General features: G+C 55.4%; 20 protein-coding genes. 11 read left to right on the forward strand and 9 right to left on the reverse strand.

Annotated elements, in window-relative coordinates:
- Nucleotides 1-92: 92 nt before the first annotated feature.
- The 5 genes from AACY09_RS05600 (at nucleotide 93) to AACY09_RS05620 (ending at nucleotide 5,782) form a co-directional block, all read left to right on the forward strand.
- Complete coding sequence (locus tag AACY09_RS05600; protein ID WP_339486546.1) at nucleotides 93-779, forward strand: SDR family oxidoreductase; 687 nt, start codon at nucleotides 93-95, stop codon at nucleotides 777-779.
- Nucleotides 780-939: 160 nt separating this feature from the next.
- Complete coding sequence (locus tag AACY09_RS05605; RefSeq protein ID WP_339486548.1) at nucleotides 940-2,295, forward strand: 8-oxoguanine deaminase; 1,356 nt, start codon at nucleotides 940-942, stop codon at nucleotides 2,293-2,295.
- 208 nt (nucleotides 2,296-2,503) lie between these two features.
- Nucleotides 2,504-3,586, forward strand: a complete 1,083-nt coding sequence (locus tag AACY09_RS05610; RefSeq protein WP_339486549.1) for a BMP family ABC transporter substrate-binding protein — start codon at nucleotides 2,504-2,506, stop codon at nucleotides 3,584-3,586.
- A 65-nt stretch (nucleotides 3,587-3,651) separates the two neighbouring features.
- Nucleotides 3,652-4,620 carry a 2-oxoglutarate and iron-dependent oxygenase domain-containing protein gene (locus AACY09_RS05615; protein WP_339486550.1) on the forward strand — a complete coding sequence of 323 codons (969 nt, stop codon included), beginning with the start codon at nucleotides 3,652-3,654 and terminating at the stop codon, nucleotides 4,618-4,620.
- Between the two features lie 214 nt (nucleotides 4,621-4,834).
- On the forward strand, nucleotides 4,835-5,782 hold the full coding sequence (locus AACY09_RS05620; RefSeq protein WP_339486551.1) for an adenosine deaminase: 948 nt from the start codon (nucleotides 4,835-4,837) through the stop codon (nucleotides 5,780-5,782).
- Between the two features lie 131 nt (nucleotides 5,783-5,913).
- On the opposite strand, the gene AACY09_RS05625 is transcribed toward AACY09_RS05620, so the two are convergent.
- The 4 genes from AACY09_RS05625 to AACY09_RS05640 all read right to left on the reverse strand — a co-directional run bounded on the left by AACY09_RS05625 (nucleotide 5,914) and on the right by AACY09_RS05640 (nucleotide 9,363).
- On the reverse strand, nucleotides 5,914-6,381 hold the full coding sequence (locus AACY09_RS05625; RefSeq protein WP_339486552.1) for a copper chaperone PCu(A)C: 468 nt from the start codon (nucleotides 6,379-6,381) through the stop codon (nucleotides 5,914-5,916).
- Nucleotides 6,382-6,437: 56 nt separating this feature from the next.
- On the reverse strand, nucleotides 6,438-7,850 hold the full coding sequence (locus AACY09_RS05630) for a PepSY-associated TM helix domain-containing protein (protein WP_339486553.1): 1,413 nt from the start codon (nucleotides 7,848-7,850) through the stop codon (nucleotides 6,438-6,440).
- A 132-nt stretch (nucleotides 7,851-7,982) separates the two neighbouring features.
- Nucleotides 7,983-8,372 carry a DUF2946 family protein gene (locus AACY09_RS05635; RefSeq protein ID WP_339486554.1) on the reverse strand — a complete coding sequence of 130 codons (390 nt, stop codon included), beginning with the start codon at nucleotides 8,370-8,372 and terminating at the stop codon, nucleotides 7,983-7,985.
- 73 nt (nucleotides 8,373-8,445) lie between these two features.
- On the reverse strand, nucleotides 8,446-9,363 hold the full coding sequence (locus AACY09_RS05640) for a LysR family transcriptional regulator (protein WP_339486555.1): 918 nt from the start codon (nucleotides 9,361-9,363) through the stop codon (nucleotides 8,446-8,448).
- Nucleotides 9,364-9,482: 119 nt separating this feature from the next.
- Between AACY09_RS05640 and AACY09_RS05645 the strand changes: the two genes are divergently transcribed.
- The 3 genes from AACY09_RS05645 (at nucleotide 9,483) to AACY09_RS05655 (ending at nucleotide 11,217) form a co-directional block, all read left to right on the forward strand.
- The gene (locus tag AACY09_RS05645) at nucleotides 9,483-9,776 is read left to right on the forward strand and encodes a putative quinol monooxygenase (protein WP_339486557.1); all 294 of its coding nucleotides are present in this window, start codon (nucleotides 9,483-9,485) and stop codon (nucleotides 9,774-9,776) included.
- A 25-nt stretch (nucleotides 9,777-9,801) separates the two neighbouring features.
- A complete protein-coding gene (locus AACY09_RS05650; RefSeq protein ID WP_339486558.1) occupies nucleotides 9,802-10,818 on the forward strand; it encodes a zinc-binding alcohol dehydrogenase family protein in 1,017 nt (338 codons plus the stop codon).
- A 219-nt stretch (nucleotides 10,819-11,037) separates the two neighbouring features.
- Nucleotides 11,038-11,217 carry a hypothetical protein gene (locus tag AACY09_RS05655; protein ID WP_339486559.1) on the forward strand — a complete coding sequence of 60 codons (180 nt, stop codon included), beginning with the start codon at nucleotides 11,038-11,040 and terminating at the stop codon, nucleotides 11,215-11,217.
- Between the two features lie 132 nt (nucleotides 11,218-11,349).
- On the opposite strand, the gene AACY09_RS05660 is transcribed toward AACY09_RS05655, so the two are convergent.
- The 3 genes from AACY09_RS05660 to AACY09_RS05670 form a co-directional block, all read right to left on the reverse strand.
- Nucleotides 11,350-12,540 carry a multidrug effflux MFS transporter gene (locus tag AACY09_RS05660; protein ID WP_339486560.1) on the reverse strand — a complete coding sequence of 397 codons (1,191 nt, stop codon included), beginning with the start codon at nucleotides 12,538-12,540 and terminating at the stop codon, nucleotides 11,350-11,352.
- Nucleotides 12,541-12,633: 93 nt separating this feature from the next.
- The gene (locus tag AACY09_RS05665; protein ID WP_339486561.1) at nucleotides 12,634-15,801 is read right to left on the reverse strand and encodes an efflux RND transporter permease subunit; all 3,168 of its coding nucleotides are present in this window, start codon (nucleotides 15,799-15,801) and stop codon (nucleotides 12,634-12,636) included.
- Nucleotides 15,802-15,812: 11 nt separating this feature from the next.
- Entirely contained in the window at nucleotides 15,813-16,958 is a 1,146-nt protein-coding gene (locus AACY09_RS05670) for an efflux RND transporter periplasmic adaptor subunit (protein WP_339486562.1), read from the reverse strand.
- Nucleotides 16,959-17,100: 142 nt separating this feature from the next.
- Between AACY09_RS05670 and AACY09_RS05675 the strand changes: the two genes are divergently transcribed.
- The gene (locus tag AACY09_RS05675) at nucleotides 17,101-17,718 is read left to right on the forward strand and encodes a TetR family transcriptional regulator (protein ID WP_339486563.1); all 618 of its coding nucleotides are present in this window, start codon (nucleotides 17,101-17,103) and stop codon (nucleotides 17,716-17,718) included.
- 65 nt (nucleotides 17,719-17,783) lie between these two features.
- Here the strand turns inward: AACY09_RS05675 and AACY09_RS05680 are convergent, their stop codons facing one another.
- Nucleotides 17,784-18,338 carry an RrF2 family transcriptional regulator gene (locus AACY09_RS05680; RefSeq protein ID WP_339486564.1) on the reverse strand — a complete coding sequence of 185 codons (555 nt, stop codon included), beginning with the start codon at nucleotides 18,336-18,338 and terminating at the stop codon, nucleotides 17,784-17,786.
- Nucleotides 18,339-18,694: 356 nt separating this feature from the next.
- Here AACY09_RS05680 and AACY09_RS05685 point away from each other — a divergent pair, with 356 nt between their 5' ends.
- Nucleotides 18,695-19,900, forward strand: coding sequence for an NAD(P)/FAD-dependent oxidoreductase (locus AACY09_RS05685; protein ID WP_339486566.1), 1,206 nt, complete (start codon nucleotides 18,695-18,697; stop codon nucleotides 19,898-19,900).
- Between the two features lie 109 nt (nucleotides 19,901-20,009).
- Here the strand turns inward: AACY09_RS05685 and AACY09_RS05690 are convergent, their stop codons facing one another.
- Nucleotides 20,010-20,207 (reverse strand): heavy-metal-associated domain-containing protein, encoded by a 198-nt coding sequence (locus AACY09_RS05690; protein WP_339486567.1) that lies wholly within the window; start codon nucleotides 20,205-20,207, stop codon nucleotides 20,010-20,012.
- Nucleotides 20,208-20,356: 149 nt separating this feature from the next.
- Between AACY09_RS05690 and AACY09_RS05695 the strand changes: the two genes are divergently transcribed.
- Nucleotides 20,357-20,749, forward strand: a complete 393-nt coding sequence (locus AACY09_RS05695) for a hypothetical protein (protein ID WP_339486569.1) — start codon at nucleotides 20,357-20,359, stop codon at nucleotides 20,747-20,749.
- Nucleotides 20,750-20,751: the final 2 nt, after the last annotated feature.

Below are 20,751 nucleotides of genomic sequence, written 5' to 3' on the forward strand. Positions count from 1 at the left end.
TCGGGGCGTTTTTTATTGCCTGATATCGACTTGAGCAAATTCATGCACACTGTCGACATTCAACGTATTGCCTGTTTACTTAGGAGCATTTTATGGCCGAGCAGAAAACCGCGCTAATCATCGGCGCATCCCGTGGCTTGGGCCTTGGGCTGGTGCAGCAGTTCAGCCAACTGGGGTGGCAGGTCACCGCAACAGTGCGCACGCCAAGTCGGGCAGATGAACTCAAAGCGGTGAATGGGGTAAAGATTGCAACCCTTGATATCGACAGTAATGAGTCGTTGGCAGCACTGGGTCAGCAGATTAAAAACCAAGTTTTTGACCTGATATTCGTCAACGCAGGCGTACTCGGCCCTGAGCATCAGTCGGCCGCAGCAGCTACCTATCAAGAGCTTGCTCAGTTGTTTATGACTAATGTCACTGCGCCCATTCGATTAGCCGAGGCACTGGTCGGCCAGCTGCGCCCAAACAGCGGCGTGCTGGCGTTTATGAGCTCGATACTGGGCAGCGTAAAAAATCCAGAAGGCAACAACTTGGCTTTGTATAAAGCCAGCAAAGCAGCGCTTAACTCTTTGACCAACAGTTTTATCTGCTCACTGCCTGAACCTCGCCCCACAGTGCTTTCGCTGCATCCAGGCTGGGTTAGAACGGCGATGGGCGGGCCGAATGCCGAGATTGATGTTGCCACCAGTTGCTCAGGCTTGGCCGCTCAGGTTCAGCGTTTTGCCGGTAAAGGCGGTCATCATTTTGTGGACTACCAAGGCCAGACAATCCCCTGGTAATGAAGACAGCCGCTCAGCGCATGCCCGTGCGGTTTTGTTGATCAGGATCGCGTTGACGGGTATCTTAAGCCCCTGCCGCACACTCGTGTGGCGCACCTGGATCAGCAGACAGGGTTAACACTGAGCTGGCTACCTGAAATCAACTCAGAGGGCCTGCAAGGTGCCTAATACTCATATCTGGATCAAAAACCCGCTCGCCACCTTCACTGCCAACGGCCTTGATGCCTCGGGCGGAATTGTTGTCGAGCACGGCGTTATCAGCGAAATTCTCGGTGCCGGCCAACAGCCTGCGAAAGCCGGTTATGTGGTCTTCGATGCCCGCGAACACGTGGTGCTGCCGGGGCTGATCAACACCCACCATCACTTTTACCAAACCCTGACCCGCGCCTGGGGCCCAGTGGTCAATCAGCCGTTATTTCCATGGCTGAAAACCCTGTACCCCGTATGGGCTCGACTGACCCCGGAAAAGCTCGCACTGGCGAGCAAAGTCGCATTGGCAGAGTTGTTGTTGTCTGGTTGCAGCACTGCAGCCGATCATCATTATCTGTTCCCGGGTGGTCTGGAAAACGCCATTGATGTACAAGTCGAAGCCGTACGCGAGCTGGGCATGCGCGCCATGCTGACCCGTGGTTCGATGAGCCTTGGTGAAGCCGATGGCGGCCTGCCGCCGCAGCAAACGGTGCAACAAGGTCAGGTGATTCTTGAAGACAGCCAACGCTTGATCAATGAATACCACGAGCGTGGCGATGGCGCACAAATTCAGATCGCCCTGGCACCGTGCTCACCGTTCTCGGTGACCCAGGAGATCATGCGTGAAAGCGCAGATCTGGCCGAGAAAATGGACGTGCGTTTGCACACCCATTTGGCTGAAACGCTGGATGAAGAAGACTTCTGCCTGCAGCGCTTTGGTCTGCGTACCGTTGATTACCTCGACAGTGTTGGCTGGCTCAGCTCACGCACCTGGCTGGCTCATGGTATCCACTTCAATCCGGATGAGATCGAGCGTCTGGGTCAAGCAGGTACCGGTATTTGCCACTGCCCGAGCTCCAATATGCGTCTGGCATCCGGAATCTGCCCAACCCTCGACCTAGAAGCAGCAGGCGCGCCAATCGGCTTGGGTGTTGATGGCTCGGCGTCCAATGATGCCTCAAACATGATCCTCGAAGCGCGCCAGGCGCTGTATATCCAGCGTCTGCGCTATGGCGCTGAAAAAATCACTCCAGAGCTGACGTTGGGCTGGGCCAGTAAAGGCTCGGCGCGCCTGCTCGGGCGTAGCGATATTGGTGAGTTGGCCGTAGGCAAACAAGCCGACATAGCCTTCTTCAAGCTGGATGAGCTGCGCTTCTCTGGCAGTCACGATCCAATCTCGGCCTTGCTGCTGTGTGGCGCCGACCGCGCAGACCGGATGATGATTGGCGGACAATGGCGAGTGATCGAGGGGCAAATCGAAGGGCTTGATGTTGCCCAGCTGATAGCCGATCACCGTCAGGCAGCCAAAGCGCTGATCGCCGGCTAATAACAACCTTGCACCACTTGGCAGCACGCGGGTGATTTTCTCCGGCGCAGCTGCACCAACACAGAACCCTGCTCCGGCAGGGTTCTGTGTTTTTACTGGGCAGAAGCGGCCTGAGCGCGGGTAATTGTCTAGTTGGTCAGTTTTTTGCAATTGGCTTGAGGACATCTAATAACACGCCAACACCAACATCTACGGAGCATTACCCGCTATGCAGAAGAAGAGTAAAAAGCCACTGCTGCGAGCCCTCGTCGCCGCCCTCGGTTTTAGCGCTGTCATGAGCGCCTCCGCGGCTGACCCATTGAAGGTCGGCTTCGTCTATATCGGCCCTATCGGCGACCACGGCTGGACCTATCAGCATGAGCAAGGCCGTAAAATGATGGCCGAGAAGATGGGCGACAAGGTCGAAACCAGCTTCGTCGAAAACGTGCCTGAAGGTGCCGATGCCGAGCGTGTGATTCGCAACATGGCAAAAAGCGGTTATGACCTGATTTTCACCACGTCGTTTGGTTACATGAACCCAACGTTGAAAGTCGCCAAGCAGTTCCCGAAAGTAACCTTTGAGCATGCCACTGGTTACAAGCAGGCCAAGAACCTCGGCACCTATCTGGCGCGCTCCTATGAAGGCCGATATGTCGGTGGCTTCCTCGCGGCGAAGATGACCAAGACCAAGAAAATCGGCTACATCGCCTCATTCCCAATTCCGGAAGTGATCCGCGACATCAACTCGATTCAACTGGCACTGGACAAGTACAACCCGGGCACCGAAATCAAAGTGGTGTGGGTCAACTCCTGGTTCGATCCGGGCAAAGAGTCCGATGCAGCCAACGCACTGATCGACCAAGGCGTTGACGTAGTGTTCCAGCACACCGACAGCCCAGCGCCGATTCAGACCGCAGAACGTCGCGGCGTTTACGCAGTAGGTTATGCCTCTGACATGCAGCACTTTGGCCCGAATGCCGTGCTCACCTCAATCGTCAACAACTGGGGCCCGCACTACATCAAGTCGGCCCAGGCTGTGATTGATGGCACCTGGAAATCTCAGGATTACTGGGGCGGATTGGACGACGGCACCATCCAGTTGCCAATCAGCAACCTGGTTCCAGCCGACGTGAAGGCTGAAGCTGAGAAGATTGAAGCCAGCATCAAGAGCGGTGCGTTCCATCCGTTCACCGGCCCAATCAAAGACCAAACCGGCGCCGTCAAAATCGCCGATGGCGTCGTAGCCACCAATGCTGAACTGGCATCAATGAACTACTACGTCGAAAACGTCAAAGCTGACCTGCCGAAGTAACCCACGGCACGGTTTGAAACTGCCAGCCAGTCATGGCGGCTGGCAGTCTATTCCCAGAGATGACTATGAACTCAAATCAACTGCCCCTGATTGATATTGCCCCGCTCTACAGTACTGATGAAAGCGCCTGGCATCAGGTTGCCAAACAGATTGATCAAGCCTGCCGTGAGTGGGGATTTTTCTATATCACCGGCCACCCAATCAGCGCTCAACGTATTGCCCAGTTGGCGGATGCGGCGAAGAATTTCTTTGCCCAACCCGACGCTGAAAAGCTCAAAATCGATATCACCCAGACCCAGCAACACCGGGGATATGGGGCCATCGCCACCGAGCAACTGGACCCGAGCAAACCCAGCGATCTGAAAGAAACCTTCGACATGGGTTTCAACATGCCAGCGGATCATCCAGATGTCATCGCGGGCAAACCGTTGCGCAGCCCCAATCGCCATCCACAGCTAAGTGGCTGGAGTGAGTTGATGGAGCAGCACTACAACGACATGCATGAACTGGCAAAAACCTTGCTGCGTTCAATGACTATCGCCCTTGGCATTGAGCGCGACTTTTTCGATGTGCGTTTCGAAGAGCCAATCAGTGTGTTTCGCATGATTCACTACCCTCCTCGCCACACTGCTAGCAGCGCCGAACAGCAAGGTGCTGGAGCGCATACCGATTATGGCTGCGTGACCTTACTCTACCAAGATAATGCGGGCGGCTTGCAGGTGCAAAACGTCAATGGCGAGTGGATTGACGCACCGCCCATTGAAGGCAGCTTTGTGGTCAATATCGGCGACATGATGGCGCGCTGGAGCAACGACCGCTATAAATCGACACCGCACCGGGTAATCAGCCCACTGGGCGTTGATCGCTACTCGATGCCGTTCTTTGCCGAGCCGCATCCTGATACCGTTATCAGCTGCCTGCCGGGCTGCTCTGATGTGGATAATCCAGCCAAATATGCCGCCACCACCAGTGCCGAATATCTGCTCTCACGCTTCGCGGACACCTATGCCTACCGCCGTACCGAAGAAGCTTAGCGCTCGATAAATAGTGAATAAGCTTCGCCTTATCGAACCTACGCAGAGCGCAATCGGTGGACGACGCTTTTTCGTCCACCATTTACAACGCGGATATTCGGCCTGACACCCTTGTGGTGGACAAGCTTCGCGTTGTCGCACCCTACGAAAGTGCAATCGAGGCTGAATGAGCGGTTAAACTAGGGTCTGACTACACAGCTGACGAGAATTGAATATGTACGATTGGCTCAACGCCCTGCCCAAAGCCGAACTTCACCTGCACCTTGAGGGCTCTCTTGAGCCTGAGCTGCTCTTTGCGCTGGCTGAGCGCAATAAAATCGCGCTGCCGTGGAATGACGTTGAAGCGTTACGCGCCGCCTATGCGTTTAACAATCTGCAGGAGTTTCTCGACCTGTATTATCGCGGTGCCGATGTATTGCGCACCGAGCAGGATTTCTACGACCTGACCTGGGCCTACCTTGAGCGCTGCAAGGCGCAGAATGTGATTCACACCGAACCCTTCTTCGACCCCCAAACCCACACCGACCGCGGCGTGCCTTTTGAAGTGGTCATCAGGGGGATCAAACAGGCGCTGGATGACGGGCAAAAACAACTGGGGATCAGCCACGGTTTGATTCTCAGCTTCCTGCGTCACCTGTCTGAAGAAGAAGCTTTCAAGACCCTTGAGCAAGCGGCGCCATTTCGCGATGCCTTTGTCGCCGTCGGCCTCGACAGTTCGGAAATGGGACACCCGCCCAGCAAATTCCAACGGGTATTCGACAAGGCGCGCAGTGATGGGTATTTGACCGTAGCCCACGCCGGCGAAGAAGGTCCGCCAGAGTACATCTGGGAAGCGCTCGACTTGCTGAAAATTGAACGAATTGACCACGGCGTGCGGGCGATCGAGGATGAGCGATTGATGCAGCGCATCATTGATGAGCAAATCCCGCTCACCGTCTGCCCACTGTCCAACACCAAACTCTGCGTATTTGACGATATGCGCCAGCACAACATCCTCGAGATGCTGGAGCGCGGCGTTAAGGTGACAGTGAACTCGGATGACCCCGCCTACTTCGGCGGCTATGTCACCGAGAACTTTGCAGCCCTGCATGCCAGCCTCGGCATGAGCGAAGACCAGGCCAAACGCCTCGCGCAAAACAGCCTCGATGCACGTTTAGCTTAATACTCCGACGGTAAGGTGGACGGCGCACTTGCCGTCCACCATTTGCAGTCTCGAATATTCGAGTTGCTTGCAAAAACGCGGGGTAACACGCCTCGTGTTGTCCACCTTTGCAGAAACAATCGCCTTTGAAATCAGTGCGTGTGCGTTTCGCCTGCGGCAGGCGCATCCTTCTGCACATTAACCTGCACTTCAACATCACCGGCCTTTTCAAAGGTCAGGGTCATTGGAAAGTGCTCGCCCGCTTTCATCTGCTGTTCCAAGCCGAACAACATCACGTGGTAACCCATGGGCTCGAACTTAACCTGGCCACCCACGGGAATATCGACAGCCTGCACTTGCTGCATTTTCATCACGCCGCCAGCATGTACGTGTTCGTGCATCTCTGCCTTTTCGGCAACCGGGGTATGAATGGCAATTAACCGGTCGGCTTCCTTGCCATTGTTATCGACAACAAAATAAGCCGCGGCAGTGGGTGCAACCGGTGGCATTTCGCGTGACCACGGGTGCTCGATATGCAGACTGCCAAGGTCGAACTCATGGGCATTGGCAAACAATGCCGGGGTCATCAGGGCAGCGATCAACAGGGCTTTCTTAAACATTCAGGTTCTCCCAATAAATTGAATATCGCGACGGCGAGCGCGTCCGCTCGCGTGTATCAGCTTGGTTGCAGCAGGGCGCTTGCCCGACGCCGTGAAAAGAGCCAGTCCAGAGGGGCAATCACCAGCAGCGAAGCACCCACCAGCGGGAACAGGCAGCCTACCACCACCATGATCACAATCGCCCCGCGCCAAATCGGTAAATCGTGACGCATTGGCGGTACACCGAAGCGACCTTGCGGGCGGCGTTTCCACCACAGGACCAAACCACTGACGCTGCTGAGCAAAATCATCAGACACACAACCAGCATAAGCAGTTGATTGGCCAAGCCAAACATCTTGCCTTCATGCAGCATCACACCGCTTTCCACCGCCTTGGCGACCAACCCGTAATCTTTCCAGCCTATATCTGCCAGCACCTTGCCGCTGTACTGATCAATATGCAGGGTTGCGTCATTGCGCGGATCATCGGCAAACACGGCCACGGTATACACCCCGCGCTCACCCTTTGGCAGGGTCACGCTGTAACCGGGAGCCACGCCACGCGCCTGTGCGCTCTCGACCACCTGCTGCAAGCTGACCAAGGCGCTCGACTTGCCCATCTGCATCTGTGCGTGGCCATTGTGCTCAGCATGGGGATCAGACTCAGGCAGCGGGGTGACCTCAGCCGCCCAGGCGATCGTTTGCCGGGTGCTGGTATTAAGGCTTCCGGCCAGTTTGTCAGACTGCGGGATGTCATCCCACATTGCCGCTGGGAAATGATTCCAGGCACCGGCGAATTTAGCGCCCCAGAAGCCTGTCCATGTCATGCCGGTTAACAGCATAAACAGCAATAACAGCGAGCCCCAAAAACCAACGACTGCATGAATATCGCGCCAGAACAGCCGTCCACGATTCGCCAACCGCGGCCAGAACAGCGCGGTTTTACTCGTCCCTCGTGGCCACCACAGGTACAGGCCGGACAGCACCAGAACAATCCCCCAGCCAGCGGCCAGCTCGACCAAACGATCCCCTACGGTGCCGATCATCAGCTCGCCATGCAGCTTGCGGGCGATGGCTTGGAGATTATCCTGAGCATCCTGCGTACCGAGAATGTCACCGGTATACGGGTTCACAAAGACATTGAGCGTGGCATCTGCAGTCGCCACGACAAACTGCGCACTGCCCTGCTCATTCACTGGCGGCAGGTACTGGCTGATGCTGCCGTGTGGATAAGCCTGCTTGACCAGTGCCAGTTGCTGGTCCGCACTAATGCGCTGCTCGGCCACCGGAACCTGCAACAAGTCGCCGTACATCAGCGCATCCAGTTGTGGTTTAAACAGGTAAATAATGCCGGTGATTGAAAGCATGATCAGAAACGGGATGACCAACAATCCGGCATAAAAATGCCAACGCCAGGCCAGATTATAAAACGAAGGTTTTGCCGGACTCGCAGTCGCAACCGATTGCCCAGAGATGCTTATATCGCCCATCACATATCCCCAACTTTTCAACACACATGCTTCGTGCCCGCGACGCCATGGAGCGTGGACAAGCGCAAACAGGTGCAAAGCAATTCTTAAGATTATTGCCCTCGGTTCTAGCCGAGCGACAGATGCCTAGACTTAAGCCAAGAAGGGAGAAGCGCGAGGGTTGGCCGAAGGCCAGAGATAACGAACCGGCCGGCCCAACAAAGGTGGCGGCGCAATTAATTTACGCTGAGGGCTGAAGAATAAACCGAGAAGGCCAAAGAACGCGGCCAGTGCGATGCCGACGAATGTCGACCCCATAAAGCAACCGAAACCCGTCGCCGGATTGAACAGTGGCGTGCCGGAACCGGCAATATCCAAGGCGCCATTGCTGTCGCCTTGAGCAGAGCAATACACGCCGTCGATGCCACTCAGTTGCAAGCCAGTGATCTGGCCATGACTAATACTGCAGGCGAGCGCGCTGAACAGGATGCTGGCGTACAGCACCCAGGCAATCAGCGAACGATCAGCTCTGGTCATTTTCATCGCGGGCGACTCTATCACGAAGCGTTCATGGCATCTGCGTGGACACCTGATACATTTTGACGCACAGATCAGCTTAATCGGACCAAGGCGCTTTCGCCAGTAAAACGCTACATCGGGCCTGAACAAACTCACGCAACAGGTGCACCGGTTTGCTTAATTGTGAGCGATGGGCGCATATCAGATTGAGCGGTGTCATCTCGCCCAGGTAGTCTGGCATCAGCACTTGCAAGCGTCCGGCCTGAACATCGGCGGCAACGTCCAGCCACGACTTATAGACCAAACCCTGTCCTGCAACTGCCCAGCGCCGCACCACATCGGCATCATCACTCTGGCGATCACCCTGCACGGCAATACTTTGCTGGCGCTTACCCCGACTAAACTGCCAGCGCTCATGCATGCGCCCACTGAGCATGTACAACAGGCAATTATGCTCAGCCAACTGCTCAAGGGTTTGTGGCGCACCATGGCGGGCAATATAGGCCGGAGATGCGCAAAGCACCCGACGATTGGCCGGCGCTACCGGCAAGGCAACCAGGGTTGAGTCTTCAGGGGCACCATAACGCAGGGCGATATCCACCGGCTCACGGAACAGATCCGTGACCCGGTCCCCGAGCAGCAGGCGCAACTGCAATTGAGGGTGCGTTTGCTGAAACTCATCGAGCCAAGGGAGTAAGGTATTGCGACCGAAGTCCGAAGGCGCGCAAAGCTGCATCAAACCGCTAATGCCCACTTTGTTGCCCGCTATTTGCAGACGCCCTGCTTCAATGCTGTCTAACGCTTGACGGGCATGGCTGAGAAAAGCCTGGCCTTGGGCGGTCAAGCGCAAGCTGCGAGTGGACCGGGCAAACAGTCTTGCATCCAATTGCTGCTCAAGCCGTTTCAAGGCCGCGCTGGCAACTGCTGGAGAGATATCAAGCAGGCGAGCAGCGGCGGACAGGCTACCCGTTTCAGTGGTCCGCACAAACAATTGCAAGTCATCGAAACGCAGCATCACGCCCTGCCATTATCAAAATAATATTGAAATAGACTCTAGTTTCTCCGGGTTTTTCTAAAGGATCAATTGATTCAACATGCTTGCAACGTTGCCCCCACCGAATTGAGGTTTTGACTATGACCCACACACTGACACTGGTTGCCACAATCACCGCTCAAGCAGGGCAGCAAACGGCTGTAGAAGGCCATTTGCGCACATTGGTTGCAGCCAGCCGCGAAGAAGCCGCCTGTATTCAATATGACCTGCACCAGCAACAGGATGCACCGCACGTGTTCATCATGATCGAGCAATGGCGCGATGCAGCGGCGTTAGCGGAGCACAAGGAAACGGCGCATTACCAAGCGTTTTCCACGACCTGTGGCCCGCTGCTGCAAGGCGTTGAATTGAAATTAATGAATAAAATTGCCTAACCGGCGATCGACCAAGGAAGCCACTATGAAAGCTGTTGCTTACTACCACTCCTTACCCGCTGACGATCAAAAGTCACTGGTTGATATCGAACTTGCTGCGCCAACACCTGGCCCGCGTGACGTGCTGGTTGAGGTCAAGGCTATTTCAGTTAACCCGGTGGACACCAAGATCCGCAAGAACGTTGCCCCTGAAAACGCCGAGGCCAAAGTGCTTGGCTGGGACGCCGCCGGTGTCGTTAAGGCGGTGGGTGCCGAGGTCAGTTTGTTCAAGGCAGGCGACGAGGTGTTTTACGCCGGAGCAATCAATCGAGCAGGCGCCAACAGCGAGTTGCACATCGTTGATGAGCGTATCGTCGGTCACAAACCCAAAAGCTTGGGCTTTGCCGAAGCAGCTGCCATGCCACTGACCACCATTACTGCATGGGAATTGTTGTTTGACCGCCTGCAAATTATTCCAGGCAACATCGACCAAGGCCAAAGCCTGCTGATTGTTGGCGGCGCTGGCGGCGTGGGCTCGATGTTGATTCAACTTGCGCGCAAACTGACAGGGCTGACAGTGATTGCCACGGCCTCACGCCCGGAAACCCAAGCCTGGGTGCGTGAGCTTGGCGCCCATCATGTGCTCGACCACAGCAAACCGCTGTATCAGGAACTGCAACGGGTCGGCCTTGAGAGCGTCACCCATGTTGCCAGCCTGACCCAGACCGACCAGCACTTCGCCCAGCTGGTTGAGTGCCTTGCGCCACAAGGTCGCCTGGCGTTGATCGACGATCCGGCTGAGCCGTTGGACATCATGCAACTCAAGCGCAAGAGCCTGTCGCTGCATTGGGAGCTGATGTTCACCCGCTCACTGTTCGGCACTGCAGACATGAACGAACAAGGCCGCCTGTTGAACAACGTCTCCGAGCTGGTTGATACCGGTGTGGTCAAGACAACTCTGGATGAGCATTTCGGCCAGATCAACGCGCAAAACCTGCGCCGAGCCCATGCATTGCTTGAGTCCGGAAAAGCCAAAGGCAAGATCGTTCTAGAGGGTTTCTAAGCCAACCAGAGCCGCCATTCAATAAGGCACGTCTGCGCAAGTCGGTCGCTTTCAAGCGCCGGCTTTTGCAATTTTTGGCCCGCCTCTTAAATAAGGGCGAGACACAAGACACATTCAGAAATATGCAATTTTAACCATTAATCGCCAAATTGACCGGTGTCAGTGAAAGTTCATATCTGCGGTCTACACTGGCTTGACCAACCTTAGGAGGCGAGCCAAATGAACATCCGGATTAGCCCACTACGTAAGAATCAAGACAGCCGCTGGCAAGTCAGCTTCGCCGGTCAACAGGTTACCTTCGCCAATGAAACCGAGGCGCGTAACTTTGTATCGACCCTCCAAGCCCGCCTGCAAGCGCCACACCGCCTTCCAACCGAAGAACAACGCTTAGCCGGCTAGCCTCCCCCCCGAATGGTGGCCGACGTCCTTTTTCGGCCACCATTTCGGTTTCGAATATTCGGGTTGTTTGCGCGGGCCATGGTGGCCAAGCTTCGCGTTGCCACACCCCACAAAGGCCATATTCTTGATGGGTTAAATCGCCGGATAGCCTGCGCGGCGTTCGGCCCATACGGTAAAACGCGAACAAAGTGCGGCCAACACAGCGCAGCCAAAAATAACCAAAGCCATTGGCCATGCTGTGCCGTTGTGCAGATAACTGACCAAGGCTGCGGCACTGGCGGCAATCGAAAACTGCAAACTGCCCAGCAGCGCTGAAGCACTCCCCGCATGGCGACCTTGGCCCGCCATGGCGCAGGCAGATGCATTAGGGAGCAACACCCCAAGACTCGCGATGCAGCCAAACAACGGAAGCAGCAGTGGCCATAAATGCGCCGGTTTGCTCAAGGCAATGGTCAGCAGTGCTGCGCCGCAAGCGAGATAGAACCAGACAATTCGCCGCAACCAGAAACTGGGGCCGTGCTTCGCCACCAGCCAGGCATTGACCTGAGCCATCAAGATAAAGCCAGCAGCGTTGCTACCGAAGACCCAGCCATAGTGCTCCGCAGGCACGCCATAAAGCTCGATAAATACGAACGGCGAACCGGCGATATAGGCAAACATCCCGGCCACAGCCAAACCGCCTGTCAGCGCATGGCCGATAAACGGCCAATCAGAAAACAAGCGCATGTAAGCCCTAGGCGCCCCCAGCAAGGGAGGGCCAGGAACTGTGGTATCCAGGGTTTCAGGGAGGCCACGCCACACAGCAATCAAGCACAGCACACTGAACACAGTCAGGCAGACAAAAATCGACTGCCAGCCGAAACTACCGAGCAAAATGCCGCCCAATACCGGGGCCAGAATCGGCGCCAGGCCCATTACCAGCATTAATTGTGAGAACACTTTGGCCGAGGCAATCGGGTCACACAGATCGCGCACCACTGCCCGCGAAATGACCATGCCAGCACAGCCGCCCAGCGCCTGGACAAAGCGCGCTGCAATCAGCCACTCAAGACTAGGTGCCAGTGCACAGGCCAGTGATCCGAGCGTAAACAGGGTCACGCCGACTAACAACGGCTTGCGCCGGCCAAAACGGTCCGCCAATGGGCCGTATGCCAATTGGCCAATGGCCAGGCCTAAAAAGTACACCGCAAGGGATTGCTGGACATGCTCGACATCGGTGGCAAATGCACTGGCAATACTTGGGAAGCTGGGCAAATAAAAGTCGATTGCCAGCGGCCCAAAAGCACTCAGGGAACCGAGGATCAGCAAGGTTGATAATTTCATCAGAAGTCTCTGCCATCAGCCTGAATAATGCGTTAACGCTACAAACGGCAACGCCGCCACTCTCACGAATGGCGGCGTTGAAGTACCTCAGACTTAAACCGGGTCGTTGTGCACCGGCTGGTCTTGGTCGTTTATCTGCTCCTTGTAACCTTTCTTGCCCCTCTTACCGATCTTCTCGCCAAGGGATTCAACCAGCATAAAGAACATCGGAATCATGAAAGTCGCCAGCAGCGTTGCCGCCAGCATACCGCCAATGACACCGGTACCAATCGAATGACGGCTGGCCGAGCCTGCGCCGCTGCTGATTGCCAGCGGTACAACCCCGAGGATGAACGCCAACGAGGTCATCACAATGGGCCGGAATCGCAAGCGCGCGGCCTCCAGCGCTGACTCGAAGATGCCCATGCCCTCTTTACGCAGCATCACCGCGAACTCAACAATCAGAATCGCGTTCTTCGCCGCCAGACCAATCAGGGTAATCAGACCGACCTGGAAGTACACATCGTTCTCAATGCCACGCAGCCACACCGCGAGAATTGCCCCGAATACCGCAAAAGGTACAGCGGTGACCACAGCCAACGGCAAGGTCCAGCGCTCGTATTGAGCCGCCAGGATCAGGAACACCATGATCAGACCAAAGACAAACGCCAAGCTGCCCGAGCCTTGAGTCTCCAGTTCCTGGAATGCCGAACCGGTCCAACCGATGCTGTAGTCACTGCCGAGCACTTCATCGGCCACTTCCTGAATCGCTTGCAACGACTGGCCCGAGCTATAGCCTGGAGCCGGCCCACCGAGGATTTTCGCCGATGGATAGACGTTGAAACGCGCGTATGTGTCTGGACCAAGAATACGTTCTACCTTGACCAGGGATGCCAGTGACACAAGGTCCCCGGAGGCTGAGCGTACATAGACCTGAGACAGATCGGATGGCTTACGCCGGAACTCCGGCTCTGACTGCAAACTTACCTGCCAAGTGCGGCCGTAGAGATTGAAGTCGTTGACGTAGTAACTGCCAAAGGTCGACTGCATAGCCGTAAACACATCACTGATCGCCACCCCAAGCGAGCGCGCCTTGGTACGATCAAGATCAATGTAGTACTGCGGTACATCAGCGTTAAACGTGGTTTGCAGACCCGCTAACTCGGGACGCTGGCGCGCAGCTTTCAGGAACTCCTGAACCTTGGTCGACAATTGCTCAGTGGTGCCGCCGCTGCGGTCTTGGATGTAACCTTCAAAACCACCGGTGGTGCTCATGCCGGTAATAGGTGGCGGGTTGAAGGTCATCACCACGCCGTCTTTCTGGGCAGCACCCATCGCCATGAACTCGCCCGTCAGATTGCGCGCATCCAGCTCTGGCGTGGTGCGTTCACTCCAATCTTTCAATGGAATAAATGACACACCAGCGTTACTGCGCGTGCCAAAGGTCAAAACGTCGAAACCGGCGAAGGTCACCACATCTTCAACCGCTGGGTGCTTCATCAACTGCTGGGTCACATCACCCGTCAGCTTCTCGGTGCGGGTCAAGGATGCGGCTGGCGGCAAGAAGTAGGCATTGATCACATAGCCTTGGTCTTCATCCGGCACCAGCGAGCTCGGTACCCGACCAAACAACACCACCATCAGCACGATCATGCCGCCAAACAGCAGCAAACCAATCGCCGAGCGCTTGAGGAAGAAACGTACACCTGAGGTATAGCCGTTAGTGAATTTATCAAACCCACGGTTAAACCAACGAAACGGTGCAGCGGGTTCGTGGTGACCTGGTTTGAGCAACAACGCACAGAGCGCCGGGCTCAAGGTCAAGGCAACGATACCGGAGATCACCACTGACACGGCGATGGTCACCGCAAACTGTTTATACATCTCCCCCGCCAGCCCGCCAAGGAAGCCCACTGGTACGAACACCGCACAGAGCACCAGTACGATAGCAACGATAGGCCCCGTCACTTCTTCCATGGCTTTGATGGTGGCTTCTTTCGGGCCGATCTTGTCGGTGGCCATCACCCGCTCGACGTTCTCCAGTACCACAATCGCATCGTCCACCACGATACCAATTGCCAGCACCAAACCGAACAGTGTCAGCAGGTTGATAGAGAAACCCAATGCATACATACCGGCAAACGTACCGATCAACGACACCGGAATTGCCAGTACCGGAATCAGCGTGGCGCGCCAGTTCTGCAGGAAGAGGAACACCACCAGAATAACCAGTACCAAGGCCTCGACGAAGGTGTGAATCACCTCTTCAATCGACACTTTTACGAACTTGGTGGTGTCATACGGGATCTTGTATGTCATGCCGTCCGGGAAGTTTTTCGACACCCGAGCCATGGTCGCCTGAACCGCATCAGCAGTATCCAGCGCGTTGGCACCCGGTTGTAGATAAACCCCAAATGCAGCGTTTTGCTGGCCATTCATCGAGGTCATCAAGGAGTAGTCCTGAGCCCCCAGCTCGACGCGTGCAACGTCTTTCAATCGCAGGCTGGCGCCTGTCGCATCAGAACGAAGAATGACGTTTTCAAACTCTTCAGGCTTGGAAAAACGCCCTTGGGTGGTCACTGTATAGGTGAAGTCTTGCTCTTTCTTCAGCGGTTGCTGACCAAAGCTGCCGGCCGCGAACTGCGAGTTTTGCTCACGGATCGCATTGACCACGTCAGTCGGCGTCAGGTTGAACTGAGCCAGCTTGTCGGGCCGCAGCCAAATACGCATCGAGTAGTCTTTGGAGCCGAACTGAGTAACGTCGCCCACACCCGGAATACGCTTGAGCTCATCAATCACGTTAATCAGTGCATAGTTACTGATAAACACAGGATCGCGTGAGCCATCTGGAGAGAACAGGGTCACCACCTGAAGGATGTCTGAAGACTTCTTCTCTACTTTAACGCCCTGGCGACGAACCTCTTCAGGCAACTTGGCCAGTGCGGCCTGTACCCGGTTGTTAACGTCAATGGTGGCTTGGTCGGGGTCACTGCCGACTTTAAAATAAACCGACAAACTCATGGTGTTGCCACCTGAGTTCGACTGCTGGTAGATCATGCCGTCAACGCCATTGATCTGCTGCTCAAGCGGCGCCGCGACTGTCTCAGCAATTACCTGCGCGCTCGCCCCTGAGTAGGTGGCAGTCACCGACACCTGTGGCGGTAGAATTTGTGGGTATTGGGCAATCGGCAACGAACGCATGGCCATAAGGCCAGCGAGGACTATCACCACCGAAATAACCGTTGAGAAAACCGGTCGTTCAATAAAGAAACGAGAAATCACCTAGATACTCCTCAAGATTTCTTGTCAGCCGTGTCGGTTTCCGACGCGACCTTAACAGGGGTATCCGGTTGGACTTTAGTCAGACCTTCAACAATAACTTTATCGCCCTCGCTAACCCCGGAGTTGATCACCCAGCGGCCTTTTGAAGTACGACCCGTAGAAACCTGACGAACCCGCGCAACGCCCTTGTCATCAACAACATAGACAAAGGTGCCTTTAGGCCCTTGCGCCACTGCACGCTCAGGAACAGTTAGGGCGGCTGGCAGCGAGATCCCTTTAATCTGCACCCGAACAAACTGGCCGGGCAGCAAGGTTTGTTTTGGGTTTGGCACCACGGCACGGGTGCTGACAGTGCCAGTGCTGCGGTCGATCAGGCTGTCGGTAAAGTTAACCTTGCCTTCCAACGGGTAGGTTGAACCGTCGCCGTAAGTGATGCCGACGCGCACCGCTTCGCCATCAAGCACCAGGGAGCCATCCGCCAAACCGTTGCGCACGCTTTCGACATCGCTATCAGGCGCAGCAAAGTTGACGTAAATGGGGTCCAACTGAGTGATCTTGGTCAGCAGGCTGGCGTTCGGATCACCGGCAACCATCAGGCTGCCTTCAGACACTGTTTCTTTGCTGGTGATGCCTGAAATGGGTGCTTTAACCGTGGTGTAGTCAACATCAATCTGTTTGGACTGCACTTCAGCTTTGGCCGCCTGGATATTGGCTTTGCTTTGCTCGAAATTAGACACTGCATTGTCCAGCTCGCTTTCGCTGGCGAAGCCTTTTTTCTGCAACTCGCGGATACGTCTCAGATCGCGTTCGGTCTGGCGATAGCGCGCTTGCTCTTGCGCCAGGGCACCTTTAGCCCGCGCCAAAGCAGCTTGGTAAGTGCGCGAATCGATTCGGAACATCAACTGACCTTGCTTGACGCTGCTGCCTTCGAGGTAGGTGCGTTCCTGCAAGATACCGCTAACCTGCGCCCGCACTTCAATTTCACGGAACCCGGCTGTTCGCGCTGGATACTCAAGTTCCAATGGTAAAGGGGCAACCTTAACGGCCTCCACCGAAACTTCAGGTGGCGGTGGCTGATCGGCAGCTTGTGCCTGTGCATTCAAGGTACAGAAAGCCAGAAATCCCAAAGCTGCAGGGAAAGAACGTGCAAAAACCATAGGTGTCTCCGAGACAACGCAGCGCGCAAACAAAGGCGAGAATGCTAGTTACATACAGGTATGTTTGTAAATAGAATTATACAAGTAAATTATCTACAATCATTTCCATATCATGAGCCTAGTCATAAATAACTAATCCGACATGCGCCGAACCAAAGAAGAAGCCGAAAAAACCCGAGCAGCCATTCTCATGGCCGCCGAAACCTTATTCCTCGAGCACGGTGTCGCCAAAACCAGCCTGGAGCATATCGCCAGACATGCTGGTGTCACCCGAGGTGCTGTGTATTGGCACTTCGAGAATAAAGCGCATTTGTTTCACGAAATGCTCAATCAGGTGCGTTTACCCATCGAGCAACTTACCGAACAATTGTGCAAAGGTTTTGAAAACAACCCCATTTTGGCTCTTCGCGACCTTTGCGCAGACGTGATCCAGAGCTTAGCCCTTGATCAACAAAAGCAGCGTATTTTTACAATTTTGTTGCATCGATGCGAGTTGACGGAAGAGCTGCAGGACGCGATGGATCGCCATAACGAGTTCGTGAATCAGTTTATTTCATTATGCGAGCAATATTTTAGCCAAGATCCCATTTCAGAACATTTACAGCCGGGAATTACCCCACGACTGGCAGCGACAACCCTCAACGCCCTCATTGTTGGCCTGCTCAGCGATTGGCTTCGTGACCCTGAGCTGTTTGACTTGCAGCAAGATACCCGGCCAATTTTAGCGGTATTGTTCAATGGGCTGCTCAGGCATCCCTGACAAAACAGCGGGCAGCACCTGCGCAAACGCCTCATCATGAGGCACGCACTGCGTGAAATGAGGGCTCAGCCGATTTGCTGATGCTCGATGGTTTTGGCGGTTGACGCATCTTTCTTGGGTTCTCGCCGCTGGCTCATCCACTTGCCAACCTGGCCGGCGAACTCGGCAGGCACCACCCGGCCCACGCGACGAGCCATATCAAGGATAGTCTGCTGCGCCAACGCCTCCTCCATACGCTTCTGCGCATTCAGCATGACCCCATGGACGGTGCAGGTGCCCGCTTGCGCCCAACTTGGCGCAGAGCCGTCAAATAATGCACAACGGCTACGAATCTCCCGACACTCAAAAATATCTTTGCGCCCATCAATGGCGGTAACAATATCCAACACATTGATTTGATCTGCCGGGCGCGCCAGCTTGAACCCGCCTTTGACGCCCTCAGTCGATGCGACCAACCCAGCCTTGGCCAGCTTGGTAAAGACCTTGGCCAAGTACTCTTGCGGCACTCCCTGAAGCTCAGCCAGGTCACGCACACTGGCCTCGCGCGGGCAGCCTTGCTCATCCACTAAAAACAGCAGGCAGTGAATACCGTACTCAACGCCTGCGCTGTAAAAAGACATGACAATCTCCGACAAATACAGTCGTAAATCTAGCAAATAGCCGCAGCAGCAACAAGCCAAGCGGACACATGGCAAGCCAGCATAAACGTCTCCCTCCCCGTTTATGCCTCGGCAGAAGCCCCGTAAATACTGGTCTAGGCACATATTTGCGGTGGTTGCTCGCTGTGTCTCGCGCCTCAACCCGACCAAAGAGAAAACAAAATGCTTGCTGAAAATAACTACGACCAATATAGTCGTAGTTATTGAATATTGATCACAACTCACAGCTGCCCGACTTTTTGACGATCAGCTCAGCACAATCGAAGCGGCCCGAAACCTCTTCATACCCAACTTTTTAAAATTATTTGGAGCGAGTCATGACTCAACACATCTTGATCCTTGGCGCAGGCTTTTCCGGCATGTGGAGTGCATTGAGCGCAGCGCGGCTATTGGACAAGCATAATCGCAGCGACATTTCCGTCAGCGTGCTGGCGCCTCAGGCTGAGTTACGGGTGCGCCCACGCTTTTATGAGCCTGAAGTGCACACCATGAAAGCGCCCTTGGATGAACTCTTTGCCGCCGTAGGCGTGAACTTCATCAAAGGCGCAGCGCAGACTATCGACAGCACAAATAAGCGCATCACCTACAGCGACGGCCAGGGCATGCAGCACCAAGTGAGCTACGACCGCTTGATCCTGGCCACTGGCAGCAGCGTCGCCCGCCCCGCCCTGCCTGGGGTCAATCAATTCGCCTTCGATGTAGATCAGATCGAGCAAGCCGCTCAGCTTGAAACCCACATCAAGGCATTGGCTCAGCAGCCAGAATCAGCGGCGCGCAATACGGTTGTGGTCGCAGGGGGTGGTTTTACCGGGATTGAAACAGCAACAGAAATGCCAGCACGACTTCGCGCAGCCTTGGGCAACGATGTCCAAACCCGGGTCATTATTGTTGACCGTGGTCAGCGGATTGGCGCCGCGCTGGGTGACAACATCAGCCCCATAATCGCCCAAGCAACCGCAGAACTAGGGGTTGAGTGGCAGCTCGGTGCTTCGGTGTCCGGCATCGATGCAGATGGCGTCACCCTGTCTGACGGGCAACGCATCGACGCTAAAACAGTGGTCTGGACGGTAGGCGTACGCGCCAGCACCTTGACCGAGCAAATTACCGGTGAGCGTGACAACCATGGTCGCCTGCATGTCGACGCGAACCTTAAAGTGATCGGCCAAACCGATATCTTTGCCACCGGCGATGTGGCGTACGCCGCCACGGATGATCACGGCAACTACGCACTGATGACTTGCCAGCACGCAATTGCGCTGGGGCGCAGTGCAGGCAATAACACGGCGGCCAGCCTGCTGGATGTCGCACCTATTGCGTACCGCCAAGAGAAATACGTGACCTGCCTCGACCTTGGGCAATGGGGCGCGGTGTACACCGAAGGCTGGGATCGCCAGGTCATGCTGGTTAAGGAAGAAGGCAAACAGCTTAAAACCCAGATCAACACCCAGTGGATCTACCCGCCAGCGGCAGACCGCGCAATCGCATTGGCAGCCGCCGACCCGCTGATTCCAGTAGTTGCCTGATAAAAACTTGGTGGCCAAGCTTCGCGTTGACACACAACTGACACCTACGTGGTTGACGCTTTTGTGGTCGACGCTCTTTACGGCCACCATTTATGCAGGCAAATCCCGCCTACTTCGCGTGTGCGGGATAACCTGCGCTTTGGATCAGCGAAATCAGCTGAGCAACCTCCAGGGCACTGCTTACCCGCACTTCGGCACTCGCCAGATCCACCTGAACTTGCGCCTGCGCATCAGCGCTTTGAATTGCCTGAGTGACGGCTTTTACGCAGTGCCCACAACTCATACCCTCAACGTTGAATACTTGCATGTTCAACCTCCTGACGTGCAGAACAGCGGGCGGGTTGCCCGGTTGAGAAAAGTATCAAGCTTCCTACACTGGGAAGGTCAAGCCTTGGCGGCTATGCTATTAACCAACACAAGCAGTGCCCGGCTCTGCTCTTGACTCTGGGGATGAAGATGCATCGATCAGCCTTTGCTTTAATGTGCAGCGCCTTCGCAGCCAGCTGTTTGACAAGTGCAGTACAGGCTGCAGATTACGGCCTCGACCAAGGCTATGCGGTTTTAATCGTTTCGCGCGAACGCCTGCAGGTGTCGACTCAGTGTGAAATTGGGCTGTACTTGCAAGACGAACTCACCGCGCGCCTGGATCAAGGCCAATCAGCCTCATTCAACCTACCGCCGGGCGAAGTTACCGTGCGCCTGGCCACTGTCGGCAACAAGACCTGCCAGCCGGGCATTAACCAGCTGGACGGCCAGCGCTTGGCGCTTAAAGCCGGACAAATCAGCCGCTACCGGATCAGCCAGACTACTGCCGGGTATAAATTGATTCCCGCACCACCGATCCAATAGCC

Origin of the sequence: Pseudomonas sp. EL_65y_Pfl2_R95 (assembly GCF_963971045.1) — a bacterium.
GTDB lineage: Bacteria > Pseudomonadota > Gammaproteobacteria > Pseudomonadales > Pseudomonadaceae > Aquipseudomonas.